This window comes from Massilia sp. BKSP1R2A-1 (genome assembly GCF_050586525.1).
Lineage (GTDB): Bacteria > Pseudomonadota > Gammaproteobacteria > Burkholderiales > Burkholderiaceae_D > Telluria.
Map to the genome: position 1 here is coordinate 36,821 of NZ_JBOBRE010000005.1, position 24,635 is coordinate 61,455.

Here is a 24,635-nt window from a genome sequence, read left to right on the forward strand (position 1 = left end):
CACACACGTACGTGCCGATCCGGCAGGCCGCTGGCCGATTGGTCTGTCGATATATGCATGGTGCTGGAAAGCACGTTGTAGCAAACAGGAAATTGCAATAACATCCAGAACCTTAAGGCGCGCCGCGCCGACCCTCCGTTCCTTGTAAGGACCTGATTGCATGAAGACTCTTCCCCCGGCCGTCTTGCTGGCCGCCTGCCTCGCGTCGACCTTTCCCACCGCGGCCCATGCCGCCAGGCCCGCCGAGGCGGCGGCGAAGGCCGGGCTCAAGGTGGAGTACCAGAAATTCACCCTGCCCAACGGCCTGGACGTGATCTTCCACATCGACCGCTCCGACCCCGTGGTCGCCGTCAACCTGACCGCCCACGTCGGTTCGGCGCGTGAAAAGGTGGGCCGCACCGGCTTCGCCCACCTGTTCGAGCACCTGCTGTTCCTGGAATCGGAAAACCTGGGCAAGGGCGGCCTCGACAAGATGACCGCCCGTATCGGCGGCTCGGGCGCCAACGGCTCGACCTCGCAGGACCGCACCAACTACCTGCAGACGGTGCCGAAGGACGCGCTGGAGAAGATGATCTGGGCCGAGGCGGACAAGCTCGGCTGGTTCATCAATACGGTCACCGAGCCGGTGCTGGCCAAGGAGAAGCAGGTCGTCAAGAACGAAAAGCGCCAGGGCGTCGACAACGCGCCCTACGGCCACACCCGCTACGTCATCAACAAGGCCCTGTATGCGGCGGACCATCCGTACAACTGGCAGGTGATCGGCTCGCTCGAAGACCTGCAGAACGCGACCCTGGACGACGTCAAGGAATTCTTCCGCCTGTGGTACGTGCCGAACAATGTGACGCTCGTGATCGCCGGCGACTTCGACCCGGCCCAGGCCCGCAAGTGGGTCGAGAAATACTTCTCCGAGATCAAGCGCGGCCAGGCCATCGCTCCGCTGGCCAAGCGCCCCGGCAAGCTGGTCCAGACCGTCAAGCTCGCCCACGAGGACAACTTCGCCAAGCTGCCCGAGCTGACCATGACCTGGCCGACGGTCGAGGACCTGCATCCGGATTCCTATGCCCTGGAGGTGCTGGCCGAGTACCTGTCCGAGACCAAGCGCGCGCCGTTCTACCAGGTGCTGGTCGAAGACGCCAAGCTGGCGCCAAGCGTCCAGATGGGCAACCAGACCGCCGAACTGGCCGGCCAGTTCATGCTGCGCGTGCGCGCCTTCGAGGGCAAGCCGCTGGACGACGTGGCCGGCGCGGTCGACAAGGCCTTTGCCAAGTTCGAGCGCGAGGGTATCTCCGAGCGCGACCTGAACCGCATCAAGGCCGGCCTCGAGACCCGCTTCTACAACGCGGTATCGAGCGTGCTGGGTAAATCGGCGCTGCTGGCCGAATACAATTACCTGACCGGCAATCCGGGCCGCATCGAGGAAGGCGTGCGCAAGACCCTGGCCGTCACCCCGGCCGACGTGCGCCGCGTCTACGACACTTACATCAAGGGCAAGCCCTTCGTGGCGACCAGCTTCGTCCCGCGCGGCAAGCTGGCGCTGGCCCTGAGCGGATCAAGCAAGGCCGACGTCGTCGAGGAGAAGGTGGTGCAGGGCGCCGAGAACGCCGTGGATCCGAGCCGGAACGCCGCGTACACCCGCACGCCGTCGAAGATCGACCGCAGCAAGGAGCCGCCTTACGGCGCCACCCCGGCGGTGAAAGTGCCGGCGGTCTGGGATGCGAAGCTGGCCAACGGCCTGCGCGTGGTCGGCATCGAGAACAGGGAAGTGCCGCTGGTGCAGTTCGACATCGCCATCGACGGCGGCCTGCTGCTCGACAATCCGGACAAGGTGGGCGTGGCCAACCTGGTGGCGCGCATGCTAACCCAGGGCACGGCGAAGAAGACGCCGGAAGAGCTGGAAGAAGCGATCCAGCAGCTGGGCGCGGCGATCAACGTGTCGGCGCGCACCGAGGACGTGCGCATCGGCGTCACGACCCTGGCCCGCAACTTCGACGCCACCCTGGACCTGGTCGAGGAGATCCTGCTGCAGCCGCGCTGGGACGAGAAGGAATTCGCGCTCATCAAGCAGAGCGTGCTGAGCCAGATCCGCCAGCAGGATGCCGACCCGAACGCGCTCGCCGCGATCAACTTCAACAAGCTGATCTACGCCAGCAGCGATCTCCGCTCGCGCAACATCCTCGGCACGGCCGCGACTGTGAACGCGATCACGATCGAGGACCTGAAAGCCTGGTATCGCGCGAACATGTCGCCATCGAGCGCGCGCATGCACGTGGTCGGCGCATTGCCGAAAGCATCGGTCACGCGCGCCCTGGCCGACCTGGGACGCGACTGGAAGGCCAAGCCGGTGAGCCTGCCGGCAGCGACGCCTGCAAGCATTGGTGCGGCCGGCAAGGTCTATTTCGTGGACGTGCCGGACGCGAAGCAGTCGGTGCTGCGCATCGGCTACCGCGCACTCGCCGCCACCGATGCGGATTACTACCCGGCGACGGTCGCCAACTACATCCTGGGCGGCGGTGGCTTCGCCTCGCGCCTGACCCAGCAGCTGCGCGAGGGCAAGGGCTACACCTACGGCATCAACTCGAGCTTCTCGGGCAGCCAGAGCGCCGGTCCGTTCACCATCGCCAGCGGCGTGCGCAGCAACGTGACCCTGGAGTCGACCCAGCTGGTCAGGCAGGTGCTGCAGGAGTACGGGCCGACCTTCTCGGCGGCCGACCTGGAGACGACGAAGAACTTCCTGGTCAAGAGCAACGCACGGGCCTTCGAGACGGCCACGGCGAAGCTGGGCATGCTCGACAACATCAGCAAGTACGGCTGGAGCGCGGGCTACGTCAAGGACCGCGAGGCCATCGTCAAGGCCATGACCCTGCCGCAGGTGCAGGCCCTGTCGCAGAAGTACCTCGATCCGTCGAAGATGGTCTGGCTGATCGTGGGCGATGCGAAGACCCAGCTGCCGCGCATGAAGGAACTGGGCTTCGGCGAGCCGGTCGTGATCGGCAAGTAAGGCACGGTGAGCGCATCACCCGCAGCGCGACGCGCCTGCGGGTGAAGTGCAGCCTGGGGGCCTGGCCCTCAGTCGACGATCCGCGTCTTCGTATCGGGATCGACCATGCGCATCAGGCGCAGCACCGCATCCGTCGAGACCGTATCGATTTGCCCCGCCATGCGGCGATCGAAAGGATGGTCGTCGAAGGCCACATTGGCGCGGAACATGCGGGCGCCCAGGCGCACGGCGGCCGGGATCTCGATCGTCGGCGGCTGGAAGCCGCGCGAGCGCAGCCAGGACTGGGCTTCGGCACGGGTCTCGACCTGGCCGCTCGGGGCCAGCGCCGCGGCGATGGTCTCCAGTACCCACTGGTTGGAATTCTGGTACTGCGTCGAATACACGTAGGACAACATGTTGTAGCGCGGCTCGTGCAGGCGCAGCGGGGTGCGCGTCGCGACCAGCCTGGCCAGCTTCGCCTGGGCGTCGGCGCCGGGAACCACCAGCTGGGCTTCGAGCCGGTACAGGTCGGTCAGGAAGAAGTTCCCCATGCCTTCGTTGTAGAGCCCCGACTCGGCGCTGCCGCAATCGTTCAGCGCGTGCACGACGGTCCAGCGGCCGGCCGGATGGTCGCGCACGACGATGCCCATGTGCGAGTAGCGCAGGCCGTACTTGCTCAGGTCCTGGCCGGCGCGCGAGACCAGGGCGACCTGGGCGCCGCTGGCGTCCAGCGCCGCCACCGTGCGCTGGGCCAGGTCCATCGACAGCACGATTTCGTGCGGCGCCAGGGGCTTGTTCTCGCAGGGCTGTCCGGCCTGCGCCAGCAACGGCGCGGCCAGCACGATGCCGGCCAGGCCGAGGGCGAGCGCGCGGCGCATCAGATGGCCTTCGATGAGTGCAGCAGGGCCTTGCCCGCTTCGTTCGGCAGGAAGGCGATGGCCTTGCCCGACAGGACCAGCACGTGGCCGGTGGACGCCGTCACGACCTCCAGCGTGGTGCCGGCCGCCAGCGACAGGGCGCCCGCCGCCTTGCCCGACAGGCGCACCGTCGCGCGGCTGCCGTCCGCCACGTTCTCCAGCACGACCTCCAGGCCGTCGGCGACGGTTTTCGCGCTGGCCACGACCACGCTGCCGGTGGCGGCCACGCTCAGGACCGAGCCTACCACCACGACGCCGGACAGGTTGGCGCTGGCCTGGGACGGGTTCGACTGGCCCGCGGCCTGGGAGGCCATGCAGGCGAGACCGAGAAGAGTGGCGATAACGATGCGTTTCATGGTGTTCTCCGTGTTGAAAGTGCTGGCATCATCGCCATGGACCGGCGTGCAGGCAAGCGAAGGCGGCGCGGTATCGATTCCTTGACGTCCCGGTATCGGCTGGCGATACCGGGGCGCGACCGGCTTCAGGCGGCCTTCGGCAGGGGCGCGGCCAGCAGCAGCGACTCGACGCGGTCGCGGCCGTTGCGCTTGGCCGTGTACATCAGCTTGTCGGCCGCGTCGATCAGTTCCGACAGCGGCGTGCCGCCATGCGCGCAGCTCGCCACCCCGAAGCTGACCGTGGTGTAGATCGCGTCGCCACCCGCCGGGTGCTGCACCGGCATGGCGGCGCAGCGCAGCCGCAGCCATTCGGCGAGCTGCACGCCCGCGGCCAGGCCCGTTCCGGGCAGGACTAGCAGGAATTCCTCGCCGCCGTAGCGGATCACGCTGTCGACGCCCTCGCGCGCCACCGCCTGCAAGAGCTTCGAAAAGGCCAGCAGGGCGGCATCCCCGGCGCCGTGGCCGTGGCTGTCGTTGATCCGCTTGAAGTGGTCGATGTCGCACAGGAGCACGCTCAGAGGCTGGCCCGCGTGGGCGCGCGCCTGCGCCGCGTCGAGCAGGACCTCATGGAGGTGGCGGCGGTTGTGGCAGCCGGTGAGCCAGTCGCGTTCGGCCGCGTCTTCCAGCACCAGACGCGCGCGGTATTCCTCGCGCGTGGCGTGCTGGTAGCGCCGCGCCGCCAGAACGCCGAAGGTGTTCACGAGCGCGAGCAGCATGCACATGGTGAGGAGGGCGGCAAAGTCCATGCCGGCGTAGGCCAGGGTCAGGCCGAGGAAGACGGCGGTGGCGGTGGCCGCGATTGCCAGCGCGGTCGCCAGGCGATTCGGAATGAACAGGTAGATCACCAGCAGCATGATGGCGAGCGACATCGCGTGCCAGTGGAACTCGCCGGGCCGGTGCAGCGCGATCACCATGAAGCATCCCAGCGCGACGGTCTCGGACACGGTCGCGGCCAGGCGGCACGCCTGGATGCCGGGCCGTCGGCGCCACACGACCCAGGCGCAGGACCCTGCACAGGCCGCGACCAGCAGGCGCGCCCCGAGCAACAGGGCGGTGTCCGCCACGATGCCGAGCGCCGCCACGTCGGTGGCGAAGAAGCACAGGAAATACAGGCTGCAGAACAGCAGGGTGAAAGCGAGCTGCCTGCGGGTGCGGGGCAGCTGGGCTTCCAGGTGGGCGGTTTCGAGGCGGCGGTCGGCGAATTCGGCGCGCAGGAGATCGATGGCGAGGTGGCCGGAAACAGGAGGGCGGGGCACGGAGCGATGGAAAAGAGTGAGGGAGCAGTCGTATTGTTCCATCAAGACCCATGTTGAAGGCTCACCAAATGTAACCCTAAGGGAACTTGAGCGACGCGGTTTGCGTGTCGACTCCATCGAGTTTCGTTAGCGGCCGCCGCAATCTCCCCTAGAGCAGGGAAATTGCCGATGCGGCGACCCCTGCGCTCGCCGGCCCGGCGGCCACGAGCGCGCCGGCCCCGTCGCCTCGCCCGGCACTGCCGTCACGCACCGCCGCGGCGAAGCCGGCGTCCGTGCGCAAACCGGCCGCCAGCGCGAAAGCCGCCGAGCAGGAGTGGGAAGAGTTCTGAGGCTCTCCTGAAGGCGGGGCGAGGGCGGACGCACACGACCGCGGCACGGACACGAGGAGCTGCTGGGGCGCAAGGGGCAATATGCCCGGCTCTGGTCGCCGCAGCAGCGGATGGATAGGGAGGCCGAGCGCTGAACCTCAGCTGCCGCGGAACACGATGGTCTTGTTCCCGTGCACGAAGACGCGGCGTTCGATGTGGAACTTCACCGCCGCGGCCAGCGCCATGCACTCGTTGTCGCGGCCCACGCGCACCAGCTGCTCGGGCTTGAAGTTGTGGTCGACGCGGGTGACCATCTGTTCGATGATCGGGCCTTCGTCCAGGTCCGGCGTCACGTAGTGGGCGGTGGCGCCGATCAGCTTCACACCGCGCTCGAAGGCCTGGTGGTAGGGCTTGGCGCCCTTGAAACCGGGCAGGAAGGAGTGGTGGATGTTGATGCAGCGGCCGGCGAGGCGGCGCGCCAGCTCGTCCGAGAGGATCTGCATGTAGCGCGCCAGGATCACCAGCTCGGCGCGGGTCTCTTCGACCACCTCGAGCAGGCGCGCTTCCTGCTGGGCCTTGTTCTCTTTCGTCACCGGCAGGAAGATGAAGCGGATGCCCTCGCGCTCGACCATGGGACGCAGGTCGAGGTGGTTCGAGACGACGGCCGTGATCGACATGTTCAGTTCGCCGTTGCGGCGCCGGTAGAGCAGGTCGTCGAGGCAGTGGTCGTCCTTCGAGACCATGAGGACGGTCCTGACCGGTTCGGCCGAGTCGTGGATCTTCCACTGCATGTCCAGGCGGGTGGCGACGCCGCTGCCGAACTGTTCATGGATGTCCTCGATCGATGGGGACCCTGCCTGGCGGCGGAACACGGCGCGCATGAAGAAGCGCTCGGTGGAGTCGTCGTCGAACTGCTCCAGCGCGCAGATATAGCAGTCGCGCTCGGCAAGGAAGGTGGCCACGGCGGCGACGATGCCGATGCCGGCGCGGCAGGCGGCATTGAGGATGTATTCGGGGGTGTGCGGGGGCCTGGCGGATTCAATCGGGGTCATGCGGTCGTCCTGTCTGTAGGTGGGACGCCTGCGCATTCGCGCGGGGAGCCGTGGCTGGAACGGCGGATGGCCGGATGCCGCTGGCGCCGCCGTGCAAGCCTTGTGGACAAAGCAGACGTTGTCATACAGTCATCTTGGCGGATGCGGGCGGCGCCGTCAAGCCGCGCACGATGAAGAGTCGGGACGCAGCCTTCCACGGCCGTCAATCCCGGAACAGGTAGGTAAAGGTGCGGCTGACCGGGAGCTTTTCCTCGCAGCCGCGCAGCAGCACCTGCATGCGCTCGGCGTCGATGCGCTCGACCGCGGCGATTGCGCCGACATTCACCAGGGTGCCGCGGTGGATCTGCCAGAAGCGGTCGCGGTCGAGGCCGCCCAGCAGGTCCTTCAGCGGGGTACGCACCAGCGCTTCCGAGTCCGGCAGCACCACGCGGGTGTACTTGGTGTCGGACTGGAAGAACAGCACCTCGTCCACGTCGATCAGGCGGATCTGGCGGCCGACCGTCGCTTTGAGCCATTTCAACTTTTCGCTGCGGGCGCCGGGCAGGTTCGTCTTCAGGTGCCGCAGCAGGTCGCCGAGGTCGGCAGGCGACTGGCTCAGCTTGGCGCGGATCCGGGCCAGGGCGCGCTCGAGGCGGTCGGCCTGCACGGGTTTGAGCAGGTAGTCCACGGCCCCGGCGTCGAAGGCGTCAACGGCATACTGGTCGTAGGCGGTGACGAAGACCACGTGGGCGCCGTCGCCGATGCGTTCGGCCACTTCGAGACCGGACAGGCCGGGCATGCGGATGTCGAGGAAGACCACCTCGGGCTCGTGTTCCAGGTAGCCGTCCCAGGCGTCGTTGCCGTTCTCGGCTTCCAGCACGATGCGCGCTTCCGGCCAGCTTGCGGACAGCATGCCCACCAGGCGCTCGCGCATCAGCGGTTCGTCTTCGGCGATCAGGACGGTCGTCATGCGGCCTCCTGCCAGGTCGCGCGCGTGAATGGCACCACGACTTCCGCGACCACGCCGGGGTCGGCATCGTACAGCGCCAGCACGGCGCCGTCGCCGTAGGCCAGCGCCACGCGACGCCGCACGTTGTCGAGGCCGGCCCCATCGCCCGGCGTGGCGCTCATGCCCACGCCGGTGTCGCGCACGCGGATCACTGTCCGGGAATCTTCTTCGAGCGCGCTGACCAGGATGGCGCCGCCGCGCAGCGAGGGCTCGATGCCGTGTTTGATCGCGTTCTCCACCAGGGTCAGCACCAGCATGCTCGGCACCTGCAGCGGCGCCAGGGCGTCGGGCAGGTCGAGCGAGAAGTCCAGGCGCTTGCCCATGCGCGCCTGCATCACGCGCAGGTAGGCGGCGATGGTGGCGAATTCGTTCGCGAGGGTGACCTGGTCGCGCCGCATATCGCTGAAGCTGGCGCGCAGGAAGTCGATCAGGTCGCCGGTGAGCGCCGCAGCCCGGGGCGCGCCGTCGGCCGCCAACTGCTGCACCGCGCCGAGGGTATTGAAGAGGAAGTGGGGCTCGATCTGGGCGCGCAGCATGCGCAGCTTCGATTCGCTCAGTTCGCGCGCAAGGCGTTCGGCCTCGGCATCGCGCTGCAGCTTGCGCGTCAGTATGTCCTGTTTGCGGCGACGGATGCGGCCGACGATCAGAACGGGCGCAACGCCCGCGGCGCATCCGATCGCCGCCGACAAGAACATGCGCGGCAGGCGCTCGAGTACTTCCGAGATCGGCGCGGCCTGGAGCAGCACGCTCACCAGGGCGCTGGCAAGGCCGCCTACCAGGATACCTGCGACGGAGTACACAACCACGCGGCGTCTGGTGGCGACCACGTAGCTCATGTTGAACCAGGCCGTGACGGCGCCCAGCAGCAGGGTGAAACCGATGAGGTTGGCGACCCCGATTGCGCCGACCCAGTTGAACTTGTCGACCAGAAGGTGGAGCAGCACGCCGATCAGGGAGAATCCCGCGGCGAATGCGGCGAGGGTCAGCCACAGCCGCCGTCCCTGGTAGACCTCGCAGAACGCACGCATCTCGTGTCGTTCGGTCGGCGTCATCGACATCAGCTTGCACACCAGATAGCGGCGCGGACTGAAGCGCCACCGCGCTTCCAGCAGCGCTGGCTTGTCCTGCACGGCAAGCCGTTCACGCTCCACGTCGTCGTACCAATCGATCAGCCTGCGCCACATACATCCTCCAGCTCATTAATATAAAGCAATAAGGACAGTGTAGGGAAGGCGCGGGACGCCGCAAACCGCCAGGCGACGAACGACGAAAGTGCGCGACGAATGACGGCGGCAGGCCGCTCCATGCTACGATGGCGGACTTTTGCCCGTCGTTTCATGCAGCACGAATCACATTGCGAACTTCGCCCCATGCGGCCGGCCGATCTCGAGGCGGTATTGCGTGTGCAGGCCGCCTGCTACCCCGAGTCGATGCAGGAGCCGCGCGAGGTGGTCCTGGCGCGCATGCGTGCAGCGCCCGGCAGCTGCGCCGTCGCAGTCGATGCCGAAGGCGTGTGCGGCTACCTGTTTGCCTATCCGAGCCGGCTGGGTGTGGTGACGCCGCTGGATGCGCCGTTTGAACCGGCGCTTGACGCGGACACGCTCTACCTGCATGACCTGGCGGTCGCGCCGCGCGCCCATGGGCGTGGCCTCGCACGCAGGCTGGTGGCGCATCTCCTTGAACACGGCCGTGCGCTCGGCCTCGCCGCGTCGAGCCTGGTGTCGGTACAGGACACGGCGGCCTTCTGGTCTTCGCTCGGTTTCCAGGAAACCGGGATCGACTGCCCCCGGTCTCGCGCGGCCCTGGCCGGCTATCCGGGAACGGCCCGCTACATGCGCCGCGCGCTGGACTAAATCCCTTACTTGACCCGGCTGACCCGGGCGGTATTGTTGCTGCCTTCGACTTGCAGGTAGAAGGCGCCGAGCATGCCGCGCTCGATGCTGACCTTCGGGTTCCGGGCAGCCGACAGCGCCACCGCGCTGCCGTCGACCACGCGCCAGACCTGACCGTTGGCCAGTGTGATCTGGGTGCCGGGGCCCCAGCCGTCGAAGCGGCCTTCGATGGTGCTGGTGACCGACTTCGCTTCTTCCTTGCGTTTCGCCGGCGCCGTCACCGCCGGGCCCAGGCCGAATGCCTCTTCCTTGCTGCGCGCCACGGGCGCCGACGCCGGCTGCGCCTTCACGTCGATCGCGTCATAGCAGGCCAGCCGGGCAGGGCCGTCCGTCAGGGTGCGGCACTTCAGGATCGCATCGCTGGCATGCGCGGGGATGGCCAGCATTGCGCCGGACATGAGCAGGGTGAGCGGCAAGAAGTTCATATTGTCTCGACAAGGTTGCAGAGGCGCTAATTATATTTTGCTTATGCAAGCGCACGATTCGAGCAAGCAAAAATGTGTACCCATGCGCCTCAGGCCGCGGACGCCTGAGCATTGGCGCGGATGAACTCGGTGCAGGCCGCGGCGGATAGCGGCTTCGAGTAATAGTAGCCCTGCAGCTGGTCGCAATCGGCCTTGCGCAGGGCCGCGACCTGTTCCGCTGTCTCGCCGCCCTCTGCGATCACGGCCAGGCGCAGGCGGTGGGCCATGGCCACGATGGCCTGCACGATGGCGGCCGACTCGGCGCTGTGGCCCATGTCCTGCACGAAGGACTTGTCGATCTTGAGCTTGTCGAGCGGCAGGCGCTTGAGGTAGCCGAAGCTCGAGTAGCCGGTGCCGAAATCGTCGATGCTCATGGTTACGCCGAGCTCGCCCAGGCCGCGCATCACGACCACGCTGCGCTCCGGGTCGGCCATCGACACGCTTTCGGTCAGCTCCAGTTCCAGCAGTTCCGGCGGCACGCCAGATTCCTCCAGCAGGGCCGTGACCGAGGCGACCACGTCCGACTGCAGGAACTGGCGCGCCGACAGGTTGACCGCCACCGGCACCACGTCCAGGCCTGCGGCCCGCCACGCGCCCAGCTGAACGACGGCAGTGCGCAGCACCCAGTCGCTGATCGGGATGATCAAGCCGGTCTCCTCGGCGATGGGAATGAACTCGTCGGGTGGTATTACGCCGAATTCCGGATGGCGCCAGCGCACCAGGGCTTCGAAGCCGGCCAGGCGGCCGCTCCTCAGGTCGACCTTGGGCTGGTACTCGACGAACAGCTCGTCCTGGGCCAGCGCCCGCCGCAGGTGACTTTCCAGCGTCAGGCGGCGGCTCGACTCGGTGCGCAGGGAAGCGGAGTAGGGCTGGATCTCCCCGCGTCCCTGTTTCTTGGCGTAGCGCATCGCCGTCACCGCGTTGTTGAGCAGGGCGTCGGCGTCGATCCCATCCCCAGGCATCAGCGCGGTGCCGATGCTGAAGGTGAGGGCGATCTCGCCGCCCGGCGCGGGAATGGCGCGATTGGCCACCGCCATGATCCGCTCCAGGGCCCGTTCCGGCTCCGGATGGTCGCTCCTGGCATGCAGCAGGATCAGGAATTCGTCGCTGCCCGAGCGCGCCAGCAGGTCGCCCTCGCGCAGCAGGGCCTGGACGCTCCTGGCGATGTTCACCAGGATGTCGTCGGCGACCCGGTGGCCGAGCAGCTCGTTGAAGCGCTTGAAGCGGTCGATGTTCAGGCATGCCACCAGGGCCGGCCTTCCGTGTTCGCGGCAGCGTGCGATGCTGGCTGCGATCGCGCGCAGCATTTCCTGGCGATTGGGGAGGCCGGTGAGCACGTCGTGCGACACCAGCCATTCGAGCTCGCCGGTCAGGGGGCTGCCGACGGGACTGTCCGGCGCGCCGTGCCGCGCGCGTTCCTCGCGCAAGTCCGCGCTCAATGACTGGGCCGCCAGCGCCAGCTGGCGCGAATACATGAGCTGCTCCACGGTGTGCGCAAGATCGCGCAGCGCGTCGAGGTCGCCAGGATCGAGTTCGCGCGGGCGCCGGTCGACTACGCACAGGGTGCCGATCTTCATCCGGTCGAGAGAATACAGTTGGACGCCGGCATAGAAACGCACGTGCGGGTCACCGGTGACAGCCGGGTTATCGACGAAGCGGGCGTCCCTGGCGGCGTCGGGCACGACCATGGGCTCGTCGCGCAGGATCGCGTGAGCGCAAAAGGAAATCTCGCGCGAAGTCTCGCATGCATCCAGGCCGACCCGGGACTTGAACCACTGGCGGTCGCGGTCCACGAGAGAGATCAAGGCGATTGGAACATCGAACAGGCGCGCGGCAGTGCGCGTGATCCTGTCGAAGGACTCTTCCGGCGCGCTGCCTAGAAGCCTGGTGGCGTGCAGCGCAGCGAGGCGCTGTGCTTCATCGGTCGGGATGCGAGGTCGCTGCATGCTTGCCTTCCATAATGGAACGCCTTGCGTTCCGTACATGTATTACGCCAGAACTGGAAATAGTTTGCAATGTTGCCTTGAGTAAACGCACTGCGATTCCATGCTCGCAGCTTACGACGGTGCCTTCGACAACAGGGCGGCGGTGTCGGCGGCGCCCATGCGCATGGCGGCGGACAGCGGACTCAGGCCGTCCGCGTCGCGCAGTTCCGGGTCGGCGCCGCGCTCGAGCAGGAGCCTGGCAATGTCTACGCGGTTGAACATGGCGGCGAACATGAGGGCCGTCTTGCCGTTCGGTCCGGCGCTGTCGGGCAGGGCGCCGCCATCCAGCAGCACCGTCGCCACCGCGACGTCGCCCTTGAAGGCGGCGCCGAGCAGGGGTGTCTGGCCGGCGTCGTTCATGAGTTCCGGGTCGGCGCCGTGCGCCAGCAGGATGCGCGCCGTGTCGGCATGGCCGTGGTAGCTGGCCAGCATCAGCAGGCTGTCGCCGCGCTCGTTGCGCAGGTTCGGCGGCAGGCCCTGGGCCAGCAGTTCGGCGATATGGGGGGTGTCGCCGCTGCGGGCGCTCTGGAATACGCGGCGGACGAAGTCCAGGGTGGCTTCGTCGAGCTGGCTGGCGTGGCTCGCTTGCTGCATCGCTGGCTCCATTGGGTTCGGATTGGACGATTAGACCATGCCCGCGGCGATGCACGGCGCACGCGGGATGCCGGAGCGGGTGTTCGAAAACTTCGATGATAGGGCGGGAAACTATCCGTTTTTCAATCGCTGCGGCGGCGCGCATAATGGCTCCATCGCATCGGAGAACAGCAAGGCGCCAGACGCCGGCGGCAATCGAGGGCTTCGATGATCCATCATAGAAAAGGAGAGCACCATGTTGAACGTACGTAAAGCAAACGAACGCGGCGCCGCAAGCTTCGGCTGGCTCAAATCCCAGCACAGCTTTTCGTTCGGCCACTATCACGACCCGAAGCACATGGGGTTCGGCCCGCTGCGCGTGATCAATGAAGACCGGGTCTCACCGGGCCGCGGCTTCGATTCGCACGGCCACCGCAATATGGAGATCATCTCCTACGTGCTGGAAGGTGCGCTGGAACACAAGGACAGCATGGGCAACGGTTCGGTGCTGCGCTACGGCGACGTGCAGCGCATGAGCGCGGGCAGCGGTGTGGTGCACAGCGAGTACAACCACTCGAACGAAGAAGGCGTGCACTTCCTGCAGATCTGGATCGAGCCGAACACCATGAACGAAGCGCCAGGCTACGAGGAAAAGCACTTCGACGCCGCCTCGAAACAGGGCCGGCTGCGCCTGATCGCCTCGAACGACGGCCGCGAAGGCTCGGTCTCGATGCGCCAGGATGCGTCGATCTACGCCGCGATCGTGAACGGCGACGATGCGCTGACCCACGAGCTGGCGGCGGGACGCCAGGCCTACGTCCACGTGATCCGCGGCAGCGCTCTGGTGAACGGCGTGCAGCTGGCCGGCGGCGACGCCCTGAAGGTGACCGGCGAGGAAGCCGTGCGCCTGGAAAAGGCGGAAGCGGCCGAGATCCTGGTTTTCGACCTGCCGCAGTAAGATCGAGTCCATTGAAGAAAACCGGCGCGGGCTCTCCCGCGCCGCCAACAGGGAGAAGAATATGGAAGTGACCGTCCACAAGGGCAATGGCCCACTGCAGCAGGTCCTGAACATCGGCAAGCACCAGCTCCTGAGCGACGCCCCGGCGAGCTTCGGCGGCGAGGAAACGGGCCCGGAACCGCACGACCTGCTGGCGGCCGCGCTGGCGGCTTGCACCGCGCTGACGGTCACCATGTATGCGCGCCGCAAGGGCATGCAGCTGGACGACGTCCGCGCCCGCATCGAGCACGGCCAGAAGGACGGCGCCTACGTTTTCCAGCGCCACATCGAGTTTGTCGGACAGCTCGATGCCGACGAACGTGCGCGCCTGCTCGACATCGCCAACAAGTGCCCGGTGCACAAGACGCTGTCCGGCACGATCCGGATCGAGACTACGGCGGACTGACCTGCGCACGCTTGCCCACGGACGAGCGTGGGGAGCGCGTTTGGCATACCATCGGCCTCGCAAGAACGATGATTGTCAACGACTCCGACGCCCGGGAGGCCGGCATGCCTGAATCGTCCGCTTCAACTGCACCCCTGGCAGCCCCGGTGCTGCGGCGCCGCGAGCACTGCCCCGGCTGCCATCGGGGCAGCACCCGCACCCTGCACAAGGAGCCGCTCGACAGTCCCGGCATCAGCCGCTACATGCGCGAGCACTATGAGCGCCGGGTCGAGCGCGATTTCTCCGGTTACGACTACGAGCTGGCCCAGTGCGAGCACTGCGGCCTCGCTTACCAGGCCCAGGTGCCGACCGAGGAATTGCTCCAGGAAATCTACGACCGCTGGCTGCCCGCCACCGAGCGCGAGGCGGTGGCTTCAAGCTGGGGCCTGGACGATTACCGCTACCTGGCCGGGCAGGTCGAGTTCATGCTCGACCATTTCCACATGCGCCCCAGCAGCGTCCGGGCCCTGGACTTCGGCTTCGGCTGGGCCGAATGGGCCAGGATGGCCGGCGCCTTCGGCGTGAACGTGTGCGGGGCCGAGCTGTCGCAGGTGCGGATCGACTATGCGAGGTCGGTCGGCATCCCGGTCGTCGATGCCAGCCGGCTGCCCGATGGCGAATTTCACTTCATCAATACCGAGCAGGTCTTCGAGCACCTGCTCGAGCCCGGCGAAATGCTGCAGCGCCTGGGACGTGCCCTGAAGCCTGGCGGCTTGATCAAGGTGAGCGTGCCGAACTCCGAAAAGTCGATCCGCAAACTGGTCGGCAGCGGAGATTTCTCGCGCCTGGACGACGGCGACATCATGGCCATCGCACCCTTCGAGCACATCAACGCCTTCACCCATGCGTCCCTGAGCGCGCTGGGCCGTGAAGCCGGCCTGCGGCCGCTGCGGCCCTCGCTGCGCAAGCTCTACAACAGCAGCTCGGGCTGGATGGAGCCGAAGTCGGCGCTCAAGACCCTGGCGCGCCCGATCTACCGTCACCTCTATCCGAAGAGCACCTTCGTCTACTTCGCGCGGCCCGGCTGACTGCCGTCGGCCTCGTGGCAGTGGCGCGCCATCATGCGCTCGAAGGGCGCGTGCTCGCGCACGCGCTTGAGCCACCATGCCAGCGCCGCGCCTTCCTCGCCGCTGCGCCAGGCGAGGTAGAAGGTCTCGGCCGGCTTCGGTTCGACCACCTCCTTCTCGACCAGCAGGCCGGCAGCGATGGCGGGACGCGCCCAGGCTTCCGGCAGGAAGCCGAAGCCGATGCCGCGCAGCTGGAAGGTGTACTTGGTCTCCATGTCCGGCACCGCCAGCATGTCCTGGCCGAACAGCAGGCCCACGGTGCGCGGCCCCAGCTGGCGCGCCGAGTCCGATACGGCCACGGCGCGGTAGGGCAAGAGGTCGGCCTTGTCGAGGGGACGGTCGATGGCCGCCAGCGGATGCGTGGGCGCCACCGCGAACACGAAGCTGCTGCTGCCGATGGGTTCGGCCGTGTAGCCGCCGCCCGAGGGGCCTTCGCCGGCGGCGCCGACGAGGAGGTCGACGCGGCGGTCGAGCAGGGCGTCCCAGGTGCCCGACAGCACTTCGCGCACCAGGCGCAGCCGGGTCTGGTCGGCCACATCGTAGAAGGCGGCGATGTCTTCCTGCAGGCCGCTGGGAGCGAGCATCGAATCCATGCCGATCGCGATCTCGGTTTCCCAGCCGGAGGCGACGCGCCGCACCCGCGACTCGAGGTCGCCGGCGGCCTTCAGGAGGTAGCGGCCTTCCTTCAGCAGTTCCTTGCCGGCCTCGGTGAGCGCCACGCGCGGGCCGAAGCGGTCGAACAGGCGCACGCCCAGGTCTTCCTCGAGCTTGGACACGGTGTAGGAGATCGTGGAGGGGACGCGGAACAACTCCTTGGCCGCGCCCGCGAAGGAACCCTTGCGGGCGATGGTGTCGACGATCTCGAGTGCGTCCAGGCTCAGTTTCAGCAATTGCTTTCCTCCATGACAATCCCGCATGGTAGCGAAAACCCGCCGCGCCCGCCATCCCCGGGGCAGCTTCAGGCGGGCGCGGCCGATGTTAGCAAGATGGTATCGTCATCCCCACTTCAGACAGCGAGCGCATTGCCATGTTCAAGTTCATCACCGACTTCCTCGAATCCAGCGGCTACCTGGGCGTGTTCGTCCTGATGGCCGTAGAAAACATCTTCCCGCCAATCCCGTCCGAGCTGATCATGCCTTTCGCCGGCTTCGTCGTCGCGCGCGGCGACCTGAACCTGGCCGGGGTCCTGATCGCGGGCACGGCCGGCTCGATCGCGGGCGCCTTGCCCTGGTACTACGGCGCGAAAATCTACGGCAAGGAGCGCCTGAAGAAGTTCGCCGACCGCCACGCGCGATGGATGACGGTCACCGCCGAAGACATCGACAAGGCGATCTCGGCCTTCGACCGCCACGGCCGTTCGGTGGTGCTGTTCGGGCGCCTGATCCCGGCGATCCGCACCCTGATCTCGGTACCGGCCGGCCTGGCCTGCATGTCGCTGGGCCAGTTCCTGCTGTACTCGACGATCGGCTCGCTGGCCTGGACCGGCGCGCTGACCGGGGCCGGCTTCGTGCTCGAGAGTAATTTCGAGCAGGTGGGCAAGTATGTCGATCCGGTCTCGAAAGGCATCTTTGGGATCTTGCTGGCCTGGTATATCTACCGCGTGATCACGCACCGTCCGGCCAAGGCTTGAGGCGGGCGGCGCTGTCGGATGTGGCGCCCCCGCCGCACCGCAGCACGCACGAGCGCTGCGTTTGGGCTACACTCGGCCTGTTAGAAAGCAGGTCCCAGCCCATGAAGAAGCAGTTGTTGGAAGACTTCGGCGACAGCCAGTCCAGCATGTCGCCGCTACCCGTGCGCCGTCGCGCGCCCGCTGCCATACCGGCGCCGGCGCCGCCCGCGGACCATCAGACACGCGCCCGCGCAGGGGTGTGGCGCAGCCGTGGGCCGGCAGCGCAGCCCGCGTCTCCCGAGCCGCCGCAGCCCCGCGCCGTCCCGGCGCCGCCTCCCCCGAACCCCGTGCCGCCGCCAGGCAGGCCCGAGCCATCGCTCGGCGTCCCGCCGGAAGTCGCCTCGTTCTCGAGCCGCCAGCCGGATTGGACCGTCCCCCTGGAAGCCGACACCATGCCCTGGACCGAGCGCTGGGGCCGCAAGGCGCTCGGCTGGAGTGTGGCCCTGGCCGGCATTGTCGCCGTGGCCGGGACCGCCGCCTGGATGGTGCGCGAAACGAAGGTGGAATCGACCCTGGCGATCGTTGCAGACCACAGCCCCGCGCCGGTAGCGGCGGCGCCGATGGCGGTTCCCGCCGCGCAGGCTGCGCCGGAAGAACCGCCGCCGCTCAAGCTGCTGCCGCCTGAGGCGCCCGCCTCCGCCGCCGCTTCGGAGGCGCCGGTCTCCGAGCCGCCGGTTGAGGCAGCGCTCGCGGCGGTAGCGGCCGCAGCACCTGCAGTTGCCGCGCTCCCCGAGAGGGCAGAAGCCGCGCCGCCGCCCCCTGTGAAGAAAAAGGCGGCGGCGAAGCCGAGGCCCGAGCGCCGGGTCGCTGCCGCTCCCGCGAAGCGCGACAAGCCCGCCGTCAAGAAGGCGGCAAAGCCGAAGGCGCCCTCGGAGCGGGTGCTGGCGCGCGCCCTGGCCGACGCCCAGCGCAGCCGCCAGGAAAGCCTGGCGCGCCCGGCGACGCCACAGGATCCGGGTCCTTCACAGCCGGCCGCCACCGGCGCCCTGGCCGAAACCCTGCGGATGTGCCGTGCCGCGGGCTACCATGCCACTGCCTGCATCAAGCGCGGCTGCGAGGCCACCCGCTTCGGCCTGGTCTGCCGCGGTTAGTCCCGCGCGTCCCTGCGCCCACCAAAGTTTTCAGATGCCCCAACCCGAAGACCAAGCCCGGTGTCAGGTCTGACATTTGGACACGAGCTCAGCCTTTACTGTTCATCTACTGTAGAGGCCGTGTCTGAATGTCAGACCTGACACCGAGGTTCGTGTTTGCAATGCTGGCCAAGTTCCATGGGGCATCACATTGATGCATTGATTACAGCTGCGGCAGGCCTGCCGGGCTGATTCATCATGGGAGCCTCAGGTCCAGGCCGAGCTTCGTGGCAAAGACGTAGGTGAGGAGTCCCAGGCCCACGAGCAGGAGCACGAAGACGGCCGCCACCACGCCTGTCGCGCGCAGCACCGCGCGCTTCTCCTGCTTCTTGTCCTCGTGCTTCTTCCCCTGATCGTAATGCCACTTGATGGCGAAGAACATGCCGATGCTTAAGGCAACAATCTTGAACGTGAAAAAAACTATGGGGAACCAGTCCGTCATTTCGGGTATTTCCAGTAGTTACTGTCTTTTGTGAGGAGCAGCGCCGCGTAACGCTGCCCAGGCTGTTCCACGATATCGTGCTTGTATGGTTTTGTTTCAGGATCTGAGGCATTCTACTCAAAAGCAATTTCCATACATTGAGACAAAATGTCCCAGTTAAGAACCATACAAGATGAGAGTTTGCCACACTGGATGCCGCGATTGGCCAGGCAGGGCGGGCCGCGTTTTTTGCAGATTGCGGATGCCCTGCAGGCGGCCGTGACGGACGGTTCCCTGAAGCCGGGCGACCGCCTGCCTCCGCAGCGCCAGCTGGCGGCGCGGCTGGACGTCGACCTGACGACGATCACGCGCGCCTACGACGAAGCCAGGCGCCGCAATCTGCTGGAGGGCCGCGGCGCGCGCGGCACCTATGTCGCGGCGCCGAAGGTCGAACTGACCGCGGTCCTCGACCTGAGCATGAATACGCCGCCACCGCCGGATGGCGTGGACTTCGACGACATGCTCAAGCAAGGCCTGTCCCAGGTACTGATGCGGGCAGACAACGAGTTGTTGATGACCTACCACCTGGGCGGCGGAAGCGACGCCGACCGCCAGGCCGGCGCGAAGTGGCTCGCACCGATGTTCGGACACCTGGATTCCGGGCAGCTGGTGGTCTGTCCCGGCGCGCAGGCGGCGCTCGCCGCATTGATCCTTGCGCTGACGGAGCCCGGCGATGTAATCCTGGCCGAGCCGACGACCTATCCCGGCGTGCGCGCGGCGGCGACCCAGTTCGGCCGGCGCATCGTCGCCGTGGAAGCGGACAGGCACGGCATGCTGCCTGCGATGCTCGAGGAAGCGTGCCGCCTGCACAAACCCGGGCTGGTCTACCTCAATCCGACCTTGCAGAACCCGACCGCGATCACCATGCCCGAACGCCGGCGCAAGCAGCTCGCCGGCATCGCGAAGCGCTGCAATGTGCGCATCGTCGAAGACGATCCCTACTGGCTCCTGGCCGATGCGCCGCCACCACCCATTGCCAGCTTCGCCCCGGAACAGGTGGTCTACATCTCGACCCTGTCGAAATGCCTGACGCCCGGCCTGCGCGTCGCCTTCGTGCTCCTGCGCGATCCGCAGGAACGCGAACGTTTCCTGGTCGCGCTCAGGTCATTTGCCCTGATGGCTGCACCCTTGAGCGCCGCATTGGCCACGCAGTGGATCCACGACGGCTCGGCGGACGGCTTGCTGGCGGGCGTCCGCAAGGAGGCGCGCCTGCGCCACCGGATGGCGCGGGACATCCTGGCGGGGCGCTACAGCGGCCGCGGGGACGGCCTGCACGTCTGGCTCGAGTTGCCGGGATACTGGAACTCCGCGCAGCTTGCGCGCGCGGCCGACAGCGAGGGCATCGCGGTCACGCCGGCGGAGGCGTTCGCCACCGGTAACGGGTCCTTGAATGCGGTCCGGATCTCCCTGGGCAGCATCAAGGACCGTGGGCGCCTGCAGGCGGGTCTGCAACGACTGTCTCATCTGCTTGCACGGCGGCCCGAGTCGTTCAGCGCTGCTGTCGTTTAACACTATCCGGCCGGCGTGCGCCAGATAATGCGATTTCGACCGCCGTGCTTGGCGCGATACAGGTGGGTGTCGGCCGCCTCGAAGAGTTCGGCCGACTGCTCGCGCGCTCCGGGCGCCAGGGTGGCGCCGCCGATGCTCACCGTCAGCACCGGCGCCACGGTGGACGTCTCGTGGGGAATGGCCAGCCGCGCCAGCTCCTCGCGGATGCCTTCCACGACGGACTGCGCTTCCCCGGCGTCGGTTTCCGGCATCAGGAGCACCAGCTCTTCGCCGCCGTAGCGGGCCGCCAGGTCGCCCGGCCTGCGCATGCCGGTCGCCGCCAGGCGGGCCACGGCGCGCAGCGCGCGGTCGCCGGCAGGGTGGCCGTAGCGGTCGTTGTACTGCTTGAAGGCGTCGACGTCGAGCAGGGCCAGCGACAGGGGGCGGCCGCTGCGCCGGGCGCGCTGCCATTCGAGTTCGTAGATTTCGTCGAAGCGGCGCCGGTTGGCCAGTTCGGTCAGGCCGTCCACGTTCGCGAGCCGCTCCAGCATCCTGCGCTGGCGCACCACCTGCAGGTGCAGGGCCACGCGCGCCATCACCACGGTCTGGTTGAAGGGCTTGACGATGTAGTCGGCCGCGCCCATCTTGAGGCCGGCCGCTTCGTCCTCGGGCCGGTCCAGTCCCGAGATGAAGATCACCGAGATGTGGGCGAGCTGCGGATCGGCGCGCAGGCGCCGCAGCACCTCGTAGCCGTCCATGTCGGGCATCATCACGTCGAGCAGGATCAGGTCGGGCTGGTGGCGGGCGGCGCGTTCCAGCGCCTGGGCGCCGTTCCTGGCCAGCAGCACCGTGTACTCGGGCTTGAGCAGTTCGCCCAGCACCTCGCGGTTGACGGCGTCGTCGTCGGCGATCAGGACCTTCTGTGCTTCCGCGATCTTCATGCGCGCACCTCCTGGCCGAGCGCCAGCCGCTCGCGCAGGGCGGCCAGCGGGCCGAGCGCCGCCCTGTACTCGATGTCGCCCACTGCGCGCCGCACGGCGCACAGGAGCTCGTCGCAGGCGCGCGCGGACGGGTCGCGATGGGCGCCGGCGGCGAGCAGGCTTTCCAGATCGGCCAGGGCATCCTCGGCGCGCGCATCGTCGCCGCGCAGGAAGTGATCCAGGCGCGCGATGACCGCTGCGACCCCGGCCGGGTCGGCCTGCCCGGGAAGGACGCTCGACGCCATGCGCCGCAGCCCCGCCAGCACCGTATCGAGGGATGCGACCACCGCCGCGACATCCACCCCGACCCGTTCCAGCCGGCCTTCGCGCAGGCCCAGCTCCAGGCGCGCGGCGGCGCCGGTCAGCTCGTAGGCGCCGACATAGGCCGCGCTCGACTTGAGATTGTGCGCCAGGGTCTGCAGGCGCGCATGGTCGCCCGCAGCCAGCGCCTCGCGCAGCTGGCGCGGGGCCGGCGCGTATTCGCGCACGAAGCTGCCGGCGCGCTTCTGCAGCCGGTTGCGCTGGCCGTCGACGTTCTCGAGCGCCGCATGCCAGTCGATGCCCGGCACCGCCGGCAGCGGCGCCTGGGCGGCGGCATCGTCGCCGCTCCCGAACTGCGGCGCCGTGGCCGGCGCGGCGGCGGCCGGCGGCAGCGGACGGCCCGCCAGGCGCGCCGGGTCGATCCACTTGAGCAGGGTGCAGAACAGCAGGTCGGGATCGATCGGCTTGGTCACGTGGTCGTTCATGCCCGCCTGGCGGCTCAGCGCCCGGTCGCTGGGCAGGGCGTGCGCCGTCATCGCGACGACCGGCAGGGTGCGCAGGCGCCGGTCGTTGCGGATTTCGCGGGTGGCGGACAAGCCGTCCATCTCCGGCATCTGGATGTCCATCAGCACCAGGTCATAGTCGCGCGCCAGGGCCATGCGCACCGCCTCCCGGCCGTTGAAGGCGACGTCGACCTGCACGCGCGCGGCGGCCATGAAGTCCAGGGCCACTTCGCGGTTGTTGGCATTGTCCTCGACCAGCAGGATGCGGGCGCCGTCCAGGCGCGGCAGTTCGCCGACCACGGCCGGATAGGCCGCAGGTCCCTCGACGCCGGCAGCCTGCGGGTGCAAGGCCTGCAGCAGGCTGTGATAGAGCAGGGCCGGGCCGACCGGCTTGTGGAGGAACGCGTCGACCGGCAGGTCTCGCTGTTCCTCCATGATGGTGTCGCGGCTGCAGGCGGAGATCATCAGGATGGCGGGCAGGGTGGCCGGGCTGGCGCTTCCCTGCGCCTGCGCGCGCCGGCGCATGCGGCGGATGGTCTCGACCCCGTCCAGGCCCGCCATCAGGTAGTCCATCAGGACCAGCTGGTAAGGCTCGCCATTCTCTTCGGCGCGCGCCAGCAGGTCCAGGCATTCCTCGCCCGAGGCCGCGGTGTCGGCGCGCAGGCCGAGGGCGCCGAGCATTTCGGCCAGGGCCAGGCGCGCGCTGGCGCTGTCGTCGACCACCAGGGCGCGCATGTCTTCGAGCTGGGCCTTGAGCAGCGCGCCGCTGACCAGGATGCCGGGCTGCCCGTGCGCCACGCCGAGCGGCACCGTGAAGCTGAAGCGGCTGCCCACGCCCGGCGTGCTGGCCACCGCGATCTCGCCGCCCATCAGCTCGACGAGCTGGCGCGAGATCGACAGGCCCAGGCCGGTGCCGCCGTACTTGCGGGTGGTCGAGCTGTCGGCCTGGGTGAAGGACTGGAACAGGCGGGCGATCTGCTCCTGCCTCATCCCGATGCCGGTGTCGCTGACGGAAAACGCCAGCACCACGCGGTCCTGCACCGTCTTGCGCAGTTCGACCGCCACCACGATCTCGCCGCGTTCGGTGAACTTGACGGCGTTGCCGGTCAGGTTGATCAGGACCTGGCCGAGCCGCAGCGGGTCGCCCACCAGGGCTGGCGGCACGCCGGGACCGACGCGGAACACCAGCTCGATGCCCTTGGCCTCGCTCTTCACGTCGAGCAGGCTCGATAGCTGGCCGAGCAGCTCGTCGAGCTGGAAGGGGACCGACTCGAGCGCCAGCTTGCCCGCTTCGATGCGGGAAAAATCGAGGATGTCGTTGATGATGCCCATCAGGTGCTCGCTCGCCCCGAGGATCTTGCCGAGGTAGTTGCGCTGGGCCGGCGATGGTTCGCGCGTCAATGCCAGGCGGCTCATGCCGATGATGGCGTTCATCGGGGTGCGTATCTCGTGGCTCATATTGGCCAGGAATTCCGACTTCATGCGGGTGCTGGCCTCGGCCTGCAGCATCGCGGTCTGCATGGCCTTGGTGCGCAGGCCGAGGATGCGCATGAAGACCAGCATGTCGAAGGTGCTGCCGAAGACCAGGGCGTGCATGGTCCAGAAGTTCGCCGGCAGCTTGCCGTTGATGAGCTGGGCCGTCACCAGCGCGCAGACGAAGGCGACCGCCCAGCCGAGCAGGAAGTAGGTCCCGACCACGTCGCCGGCGCGCGCGCGGCGCCAGGCGCCGGGCAGGCCGAGCAGCATCGGCAGGATGCCCAGGGTGCCGACGATCAGCACCAGCTTCGCGTGGCCGATCACGCCGGTGCCGAAGCCCAGCGCCGTGAGCAGGCACAGGGCGGCCAGGGTCTTCATCATGATGCTGAAGATGCGGTCCCGGCCCGGGCGCGCCAGCGACTGTTCGACGAACAGGTAGGCGCCGCAGGAGGCGACGATCGAGGCGATGCCGGCGCCGTGCTCGAGCAGCCAGGCATTGCCCGGCCAGAGGTACTGGCCGGCGGTGCCGAACCAGGCCGCCGAGTAGACCGTCACGCCCGCCGCCAGCAGGGCGTATTTTCCGAACAGCGGCTCGCGGAGGCTGAGCCACTGGCCGATCGCGTACAGGAAGAGGGTGATTCGCAGGCCCAGCAGCAAGCCCTGGATGATCTGTTCCTGCAGGGCGACGGGGAGTACGGCGCGCGGCTGCATGAAGCTGATCGGCAGGATCTTGGGGCCGACCGAGCGTACCCGCAACAGCACCGTGTAGGTCTGCCCCGGAGCCAGCCGCAATACGACACCGGGCACCCGGCTGCGCAGGTCGTCGCCGCTCGCCTGTTGCATGCGGCCCAGGCGAGCCACCTGGCGCAGGCCCGCGCTGGAGTCCAGGTGGACGTCGACTTCATCCAGCAGGGCGAAATCGATCTGCATCACCCAGCCGCCGGGAGCGTCGGGCGCGACCGTGATCGGGATGCGCACCCAGGTGGTGCCCGGCTGCATGCCGAGGGTCGCATAGGCGGTGCGGGGCCGCTCGAACTCCCCGGCGCGCGCGATGACGCCGGCCGCATCGAGACGGCTGTCCGGATCGCGCAGGATGGTCACGCCGGGCCAGGCCTCGACCACCGGGGCCGATCGCGTCAGCTCTAGCTGCGCCGCCTGCGCAAAGGCGAAGGCCGGCAGCACGATGGCGACCAGCGCCGCCATACGGAACAGGAACGCGCACAAGGCGCCGCGGCGGAAGGGAATCTGGTTGAACATCATGGTGTCGATCGTATGGGGCCGAGCGATTCTAGCCGTGACGCGGTATCGCCCGCGCCCGCTCGCCCGATGCG

21 protein-coding genes are annotated in these 24,635 nt (G+C 67.9%); 8 read left to right on the forward strand and 13 right to left on the reverse strand.

Going from position 1 to position 24,635, the window contains the following annotated elements:
• The first annotated feature begins 160 nt into the window (after positions 1 to 160).
• Entirely contained in the window at positions 161 to 2,998 is a 2,838-nt protein-coding gene (locus tag ACQ7JA_RS09350) for a M16 family metallopeptidase (protein WP_430896898.1), read from the forward strand.
• 68 nt (positions 2,999 to 3,066) lie between these two features.
• Here the strand turns inward: ACQ7JA_RS09350 and ACQ7JA_RS09355 are convergent, their stop codons facing one another.
• From ACQ7JA_RS09355 to ACQ7JA_RS09380, 6 genes are all read right to left on the reverse strand, one after another.
• Positions 3,067 to 3,855 (reverse strand): DUF2145 domain-containing protein, encoded by a 789-nt coding sequence (locus tag ACQ7JA_RS09355; protein ID WP_430896900.1) that lies wholly within the window; start codon positions 3,853 to 3,855, stop codon positions 3,067 to 3,069.
• Positions 3,855 to 4,250 (reverse strand): hypothetical protein, encoded by a 396-nt coding sequence (locus tag ACQ7JA_RS09360; RefSeq protein ID WP_430896902.1) that lies wholly within the window; start codon positions 4,248 to 4,250, stop codon positions 3,855 to 3,857. Before ACQ7JA_RS09360 ends, ACQ7JA_RS09355 begins: the two co-directional genes overlap by 1 nt.
• Positions 4,251 to 4,375: 125 nt before the next feature.
• Complete coding sequence (locus ACQ7JA_RS09365) at positions 4,376 to 5,545, reverse strand: diguanylate cyclase (RefSeq protein ID WP_430896904.1); 1,170 nt, start codon at positions 5,543 to 5,545, stop codon at positions 4,376 to 4,378.
• A 466-nt stretch (positions 5,546 to 6,011) separates the two neighbouring features.
• The gene (gene purU, locus ACQ7JA_RS09370) at positions 6,012 to 6,905 is read right to left on the reverse strand and encodes a formyltetrahydrofolate deformylase (RefSeq protein ID WP_430896906.1); all 894 of its coding nucleotides are present in this window, start codon (positions 6,903 to 6,905) and stop codon (positions 6,012 to 6,014) included.
• Between the two features lie 202 nt (positions 6,906 to 7,107).
• Positions 7,108 to 7,854, reverse strand: coding sequence for a LytR/AlgR family response regulator transcription factor (locus ACQ7JA_RS09375; RefSeq protein ID WP_430896909.1), 747 nt, complete (start codon positions 7,852 to 7,854; stop codon positions 7,108 to 7,110).
• The gene (locus ACQ7JA_RS09380; protein WP_430896911.1) at positions 7,851 to 9,077 is read right to left on the reverse strand and encodes a sensor histidine kinase; all 1,227 of its coding nucleotides are present in this window, start codon (positions 9,075 to 9,077) and stop codon (positions 7,851 to 7,853) included. Before ACQ7JA_RS09380 ends, ACQ7JA_RS09375 begins: the two co-directional genes overlap by 4 nt.
• 186 nt (positions 9,078 to 9,263) lie before the next feature.
• Between ACQ7JA_RS09380 and ACQ7JA_RS09385 the strand changes: the two genes are divergently transcribed.
• Complete coding sequence (locus ACQ7JA_RS09385; RefSeq protein ID WP_430896913.1) at positions 9,264 to 9,746, forward strand: GNAT family N-acetyltransferase; 483 nt, start codon at positions 9,264 to 9,266, stop codon at positions 9,744 to 9,746.
• A 5-nt stretch (positions 9,747 to 9,751) separates the two neighbouring features.
• On the opposite strand, the gene ACQ7JA_RS09390 is transcribed toward ACQ7JA_RS09385, so the two are convergent.
• From ACQ7JA_RS09390 to ACQ7JA_RS09400, 3 genes are all read right to left on the reverse strand, one after another.
• A complete protein-coding gene (locus ACQ7JA_RS09390) occupies positions 9,752 to 10,210 on the reverse strand; it encodes a hypothetical protein (protein ID WP_430896915.1) in 459 nt (152 codons plus the stop codon).
• An 89-nt stretch (positions 10,211 to 10,299) separates the two neighbouring features.
• Complete coding sequence (locus ACQ7JA_RS09395) at positions 10,300 to 12,195, reverse strand: putative bifunctional diguanylate cyclase/phosphodiesterase (RefSeq protein WP_430896917.1); 1,896 nt, start codon at positions 12,193 to 12,195, stop codon at positions 10,300 to 10,302.
• Positions 12,196 to 12,306: 111 nt separating this feature from the next.
• Positions 12,307 to 12,828 (reverse strand): ankyrin repeat domain-containing protein, encoded by a 522-nt coding sequence (locus tag ACQ7JA_RS09400; RefSeq protein WP_430896919.1) that lies wholly within the window; start codon positions 12,826 to 12,828, stop codon positions 12,307 to 12,309.
• A 235-nt stretch (positions 12,829 to 13,063) separates the two neighbouring features.
• Here ACQ7JA_RS09400 and ACQ7JA_RS09405 point away from each other — a divergent pair, with 235 nt between their 5' ends.
• From ACQ7JA_RS09405 to ACQ7JA_RS09415, 3 genes are all read left to right on the forward strand, one after another.
• The gene (locus ACQ7JA_RS09405) at positions 13,064 to 13,765 is read left to right on the forward strand and encodes a pirin family protein (RefSeq protein WP_430896921.1); all 702 of its coding nucleotides are present in this window, start codon (positions 13,064 to 13,066) and stop codon (positions 13,763 to 13,765) included.
• A gap of 61 nt (positions 13,766 to 13,826) precedes the next feature.
• Positions 13,827 to 14,210, forward strand: coding sequence for an OsmC family protein (locus ACQ7JA_RS09410; RefSeq protein ID WP_430896923.1), 384 nt, complete (start codon positions 13,827 to 13,829; stop codon positions 14,208 to 14,210).
• A 104-nt stretch (positions 14,211 to 14,314) separates the two neighbouring features.
• Positions 14,315 to 15,277, forward strand: coding sequence for a class I SAM-dependent methyltransferase (locus tag ACQ7JA_RS09415; protein WP_430896925.1), 963 nt, complete (start codon positions 14,315 to 14,317; stop codon positions 15,275 to 15,277).
• On the opposite strand, the gene ACQ7JA_RS09420 is transcribed toward ACQ7JA_RS09415, so the two are convergent.
• Positions 15,256 to 16,206 carry a LysR substrate-binding domain-containing protein gene (locus ACQ7JA_RS09420; protein WP_430896927.1) on the reverse strand — a complete coding sequence of 317 codons (951 nt, stop codon included), beginning with the start codon at positions 16,204 to 16,206 and terminating at the stop codon, positions 15,256 to 15,258. The genes ACQ7JA_RS09415 and ACQ7JA_RS09420 overlap by 22 nt on opposite strands.
• 137 nt (positions 16,207 to 16,343) lie before the next feature.
• Between ACQ7JA_RS09420 and ACQ7JA_RS09425 the strand changes: the two genes are divergently transcribed.
• A complete protein-coding gene (locus tag ACQ7JA_RS09425; RefSeq protein ID WP_258829872.1) occupies positions 16,344 to 16,946 on the forward strand; it encodes a DedA family protein in 603 nt (200 codons plus the stop codon).
• Between the two features lie 113 nt (positions 16,947 to 17,059).
• Positions 17,060 to 18,076 carry a hypothetical protein gene (locus ACQ7JA_RS09430; RefSeq protein ID WP_430896929.1) on the forward strand — a complete coding sequence of 339 codons (1,017 nt, stop codon included), beginning with the start codon at positions 17,060 to 17,062 and terminating at the stop codon, positions 18,074 to 18,076.
• A 235-nt stretch (positions 18,077 to 18,311) separates the two neighbouring features.
• Here ACQ7JA_RS09430 and ACQ7JA_RS09435 read toward each other — a convergent pair whose 3' ends face one another.
• Positions 18,312 to 18,557: a hypothetical protein gene (locus tag ACQ7JA_RS09435; RefSeq protein WP_430896931.1), complete on the reverse strand. Its 246-nt coding sequence runs from the start codon at positions 18,555 to 18,557 to the stop codon at positions 18,312 to 18,314.
• A 147-nt stretch (positions 18,558 to 18,704) separates the two neighbouring features.
• Here ACQ7JA_RS09435 and ACQ7JA_RS09440 point away from each other — a divergent pair, with 147 nt between their 5' ends.
• Positions 18,705 to 20,105 carry a PLP-dependent aminotransferase family protein gene (locus tag ACQ7JA_RS09440; protein WP_430896933.1) on the forward strand — a complete coding sequence of 467 codons (1,401 nt, stop codon included), beginning with the start codon at positions 18,705 to 18,707 and terminating at the stop codon, positions 20,103 to 20,105.
• A 2-nt stretch (positions 20,106 to 20,107) separates the two neighbouring features.
• Here the strand turns inward: ACQ7JA_RS09440 and ACQ7JA_RS09445 are convergent, their stop codons facing one another.
• Together ACQ7JA_RS09445 and ACQ7JA_RS09450 are read right to left on the reverse strand one after the other, a co-directional pair.
• Positions 20,108 to 21,025 carry a diguanylate cyclase domain-containing protein gene (locus ACQ7JA_RS09445; RefSeq protein WP_430896935.1) on the reverse strand — a complete coding sequence of 306 codons (918 nt, stop codon included), beginning with the start codon at positions 21,023 to 21,025 and terminating at the stop codon, positions 20,108 to 20,110.
• A complete protein-coding gene (locus ACQ7JA_RS09450; RefSeq protein ID WP_430896937.1) occupies positions 21,022 to 24,564 on the reverse strand; it encodes a response regulator in 3,543 nt (1,180 codons plus the stop codon). Before ACQ7JA_RS09450 ends, ACQ7JA_RS09445 begins: the two co-directional genes overlap by 4 nt.
• Positions 24,565 to 24,635: the final 71 nt, after the last annotated feature.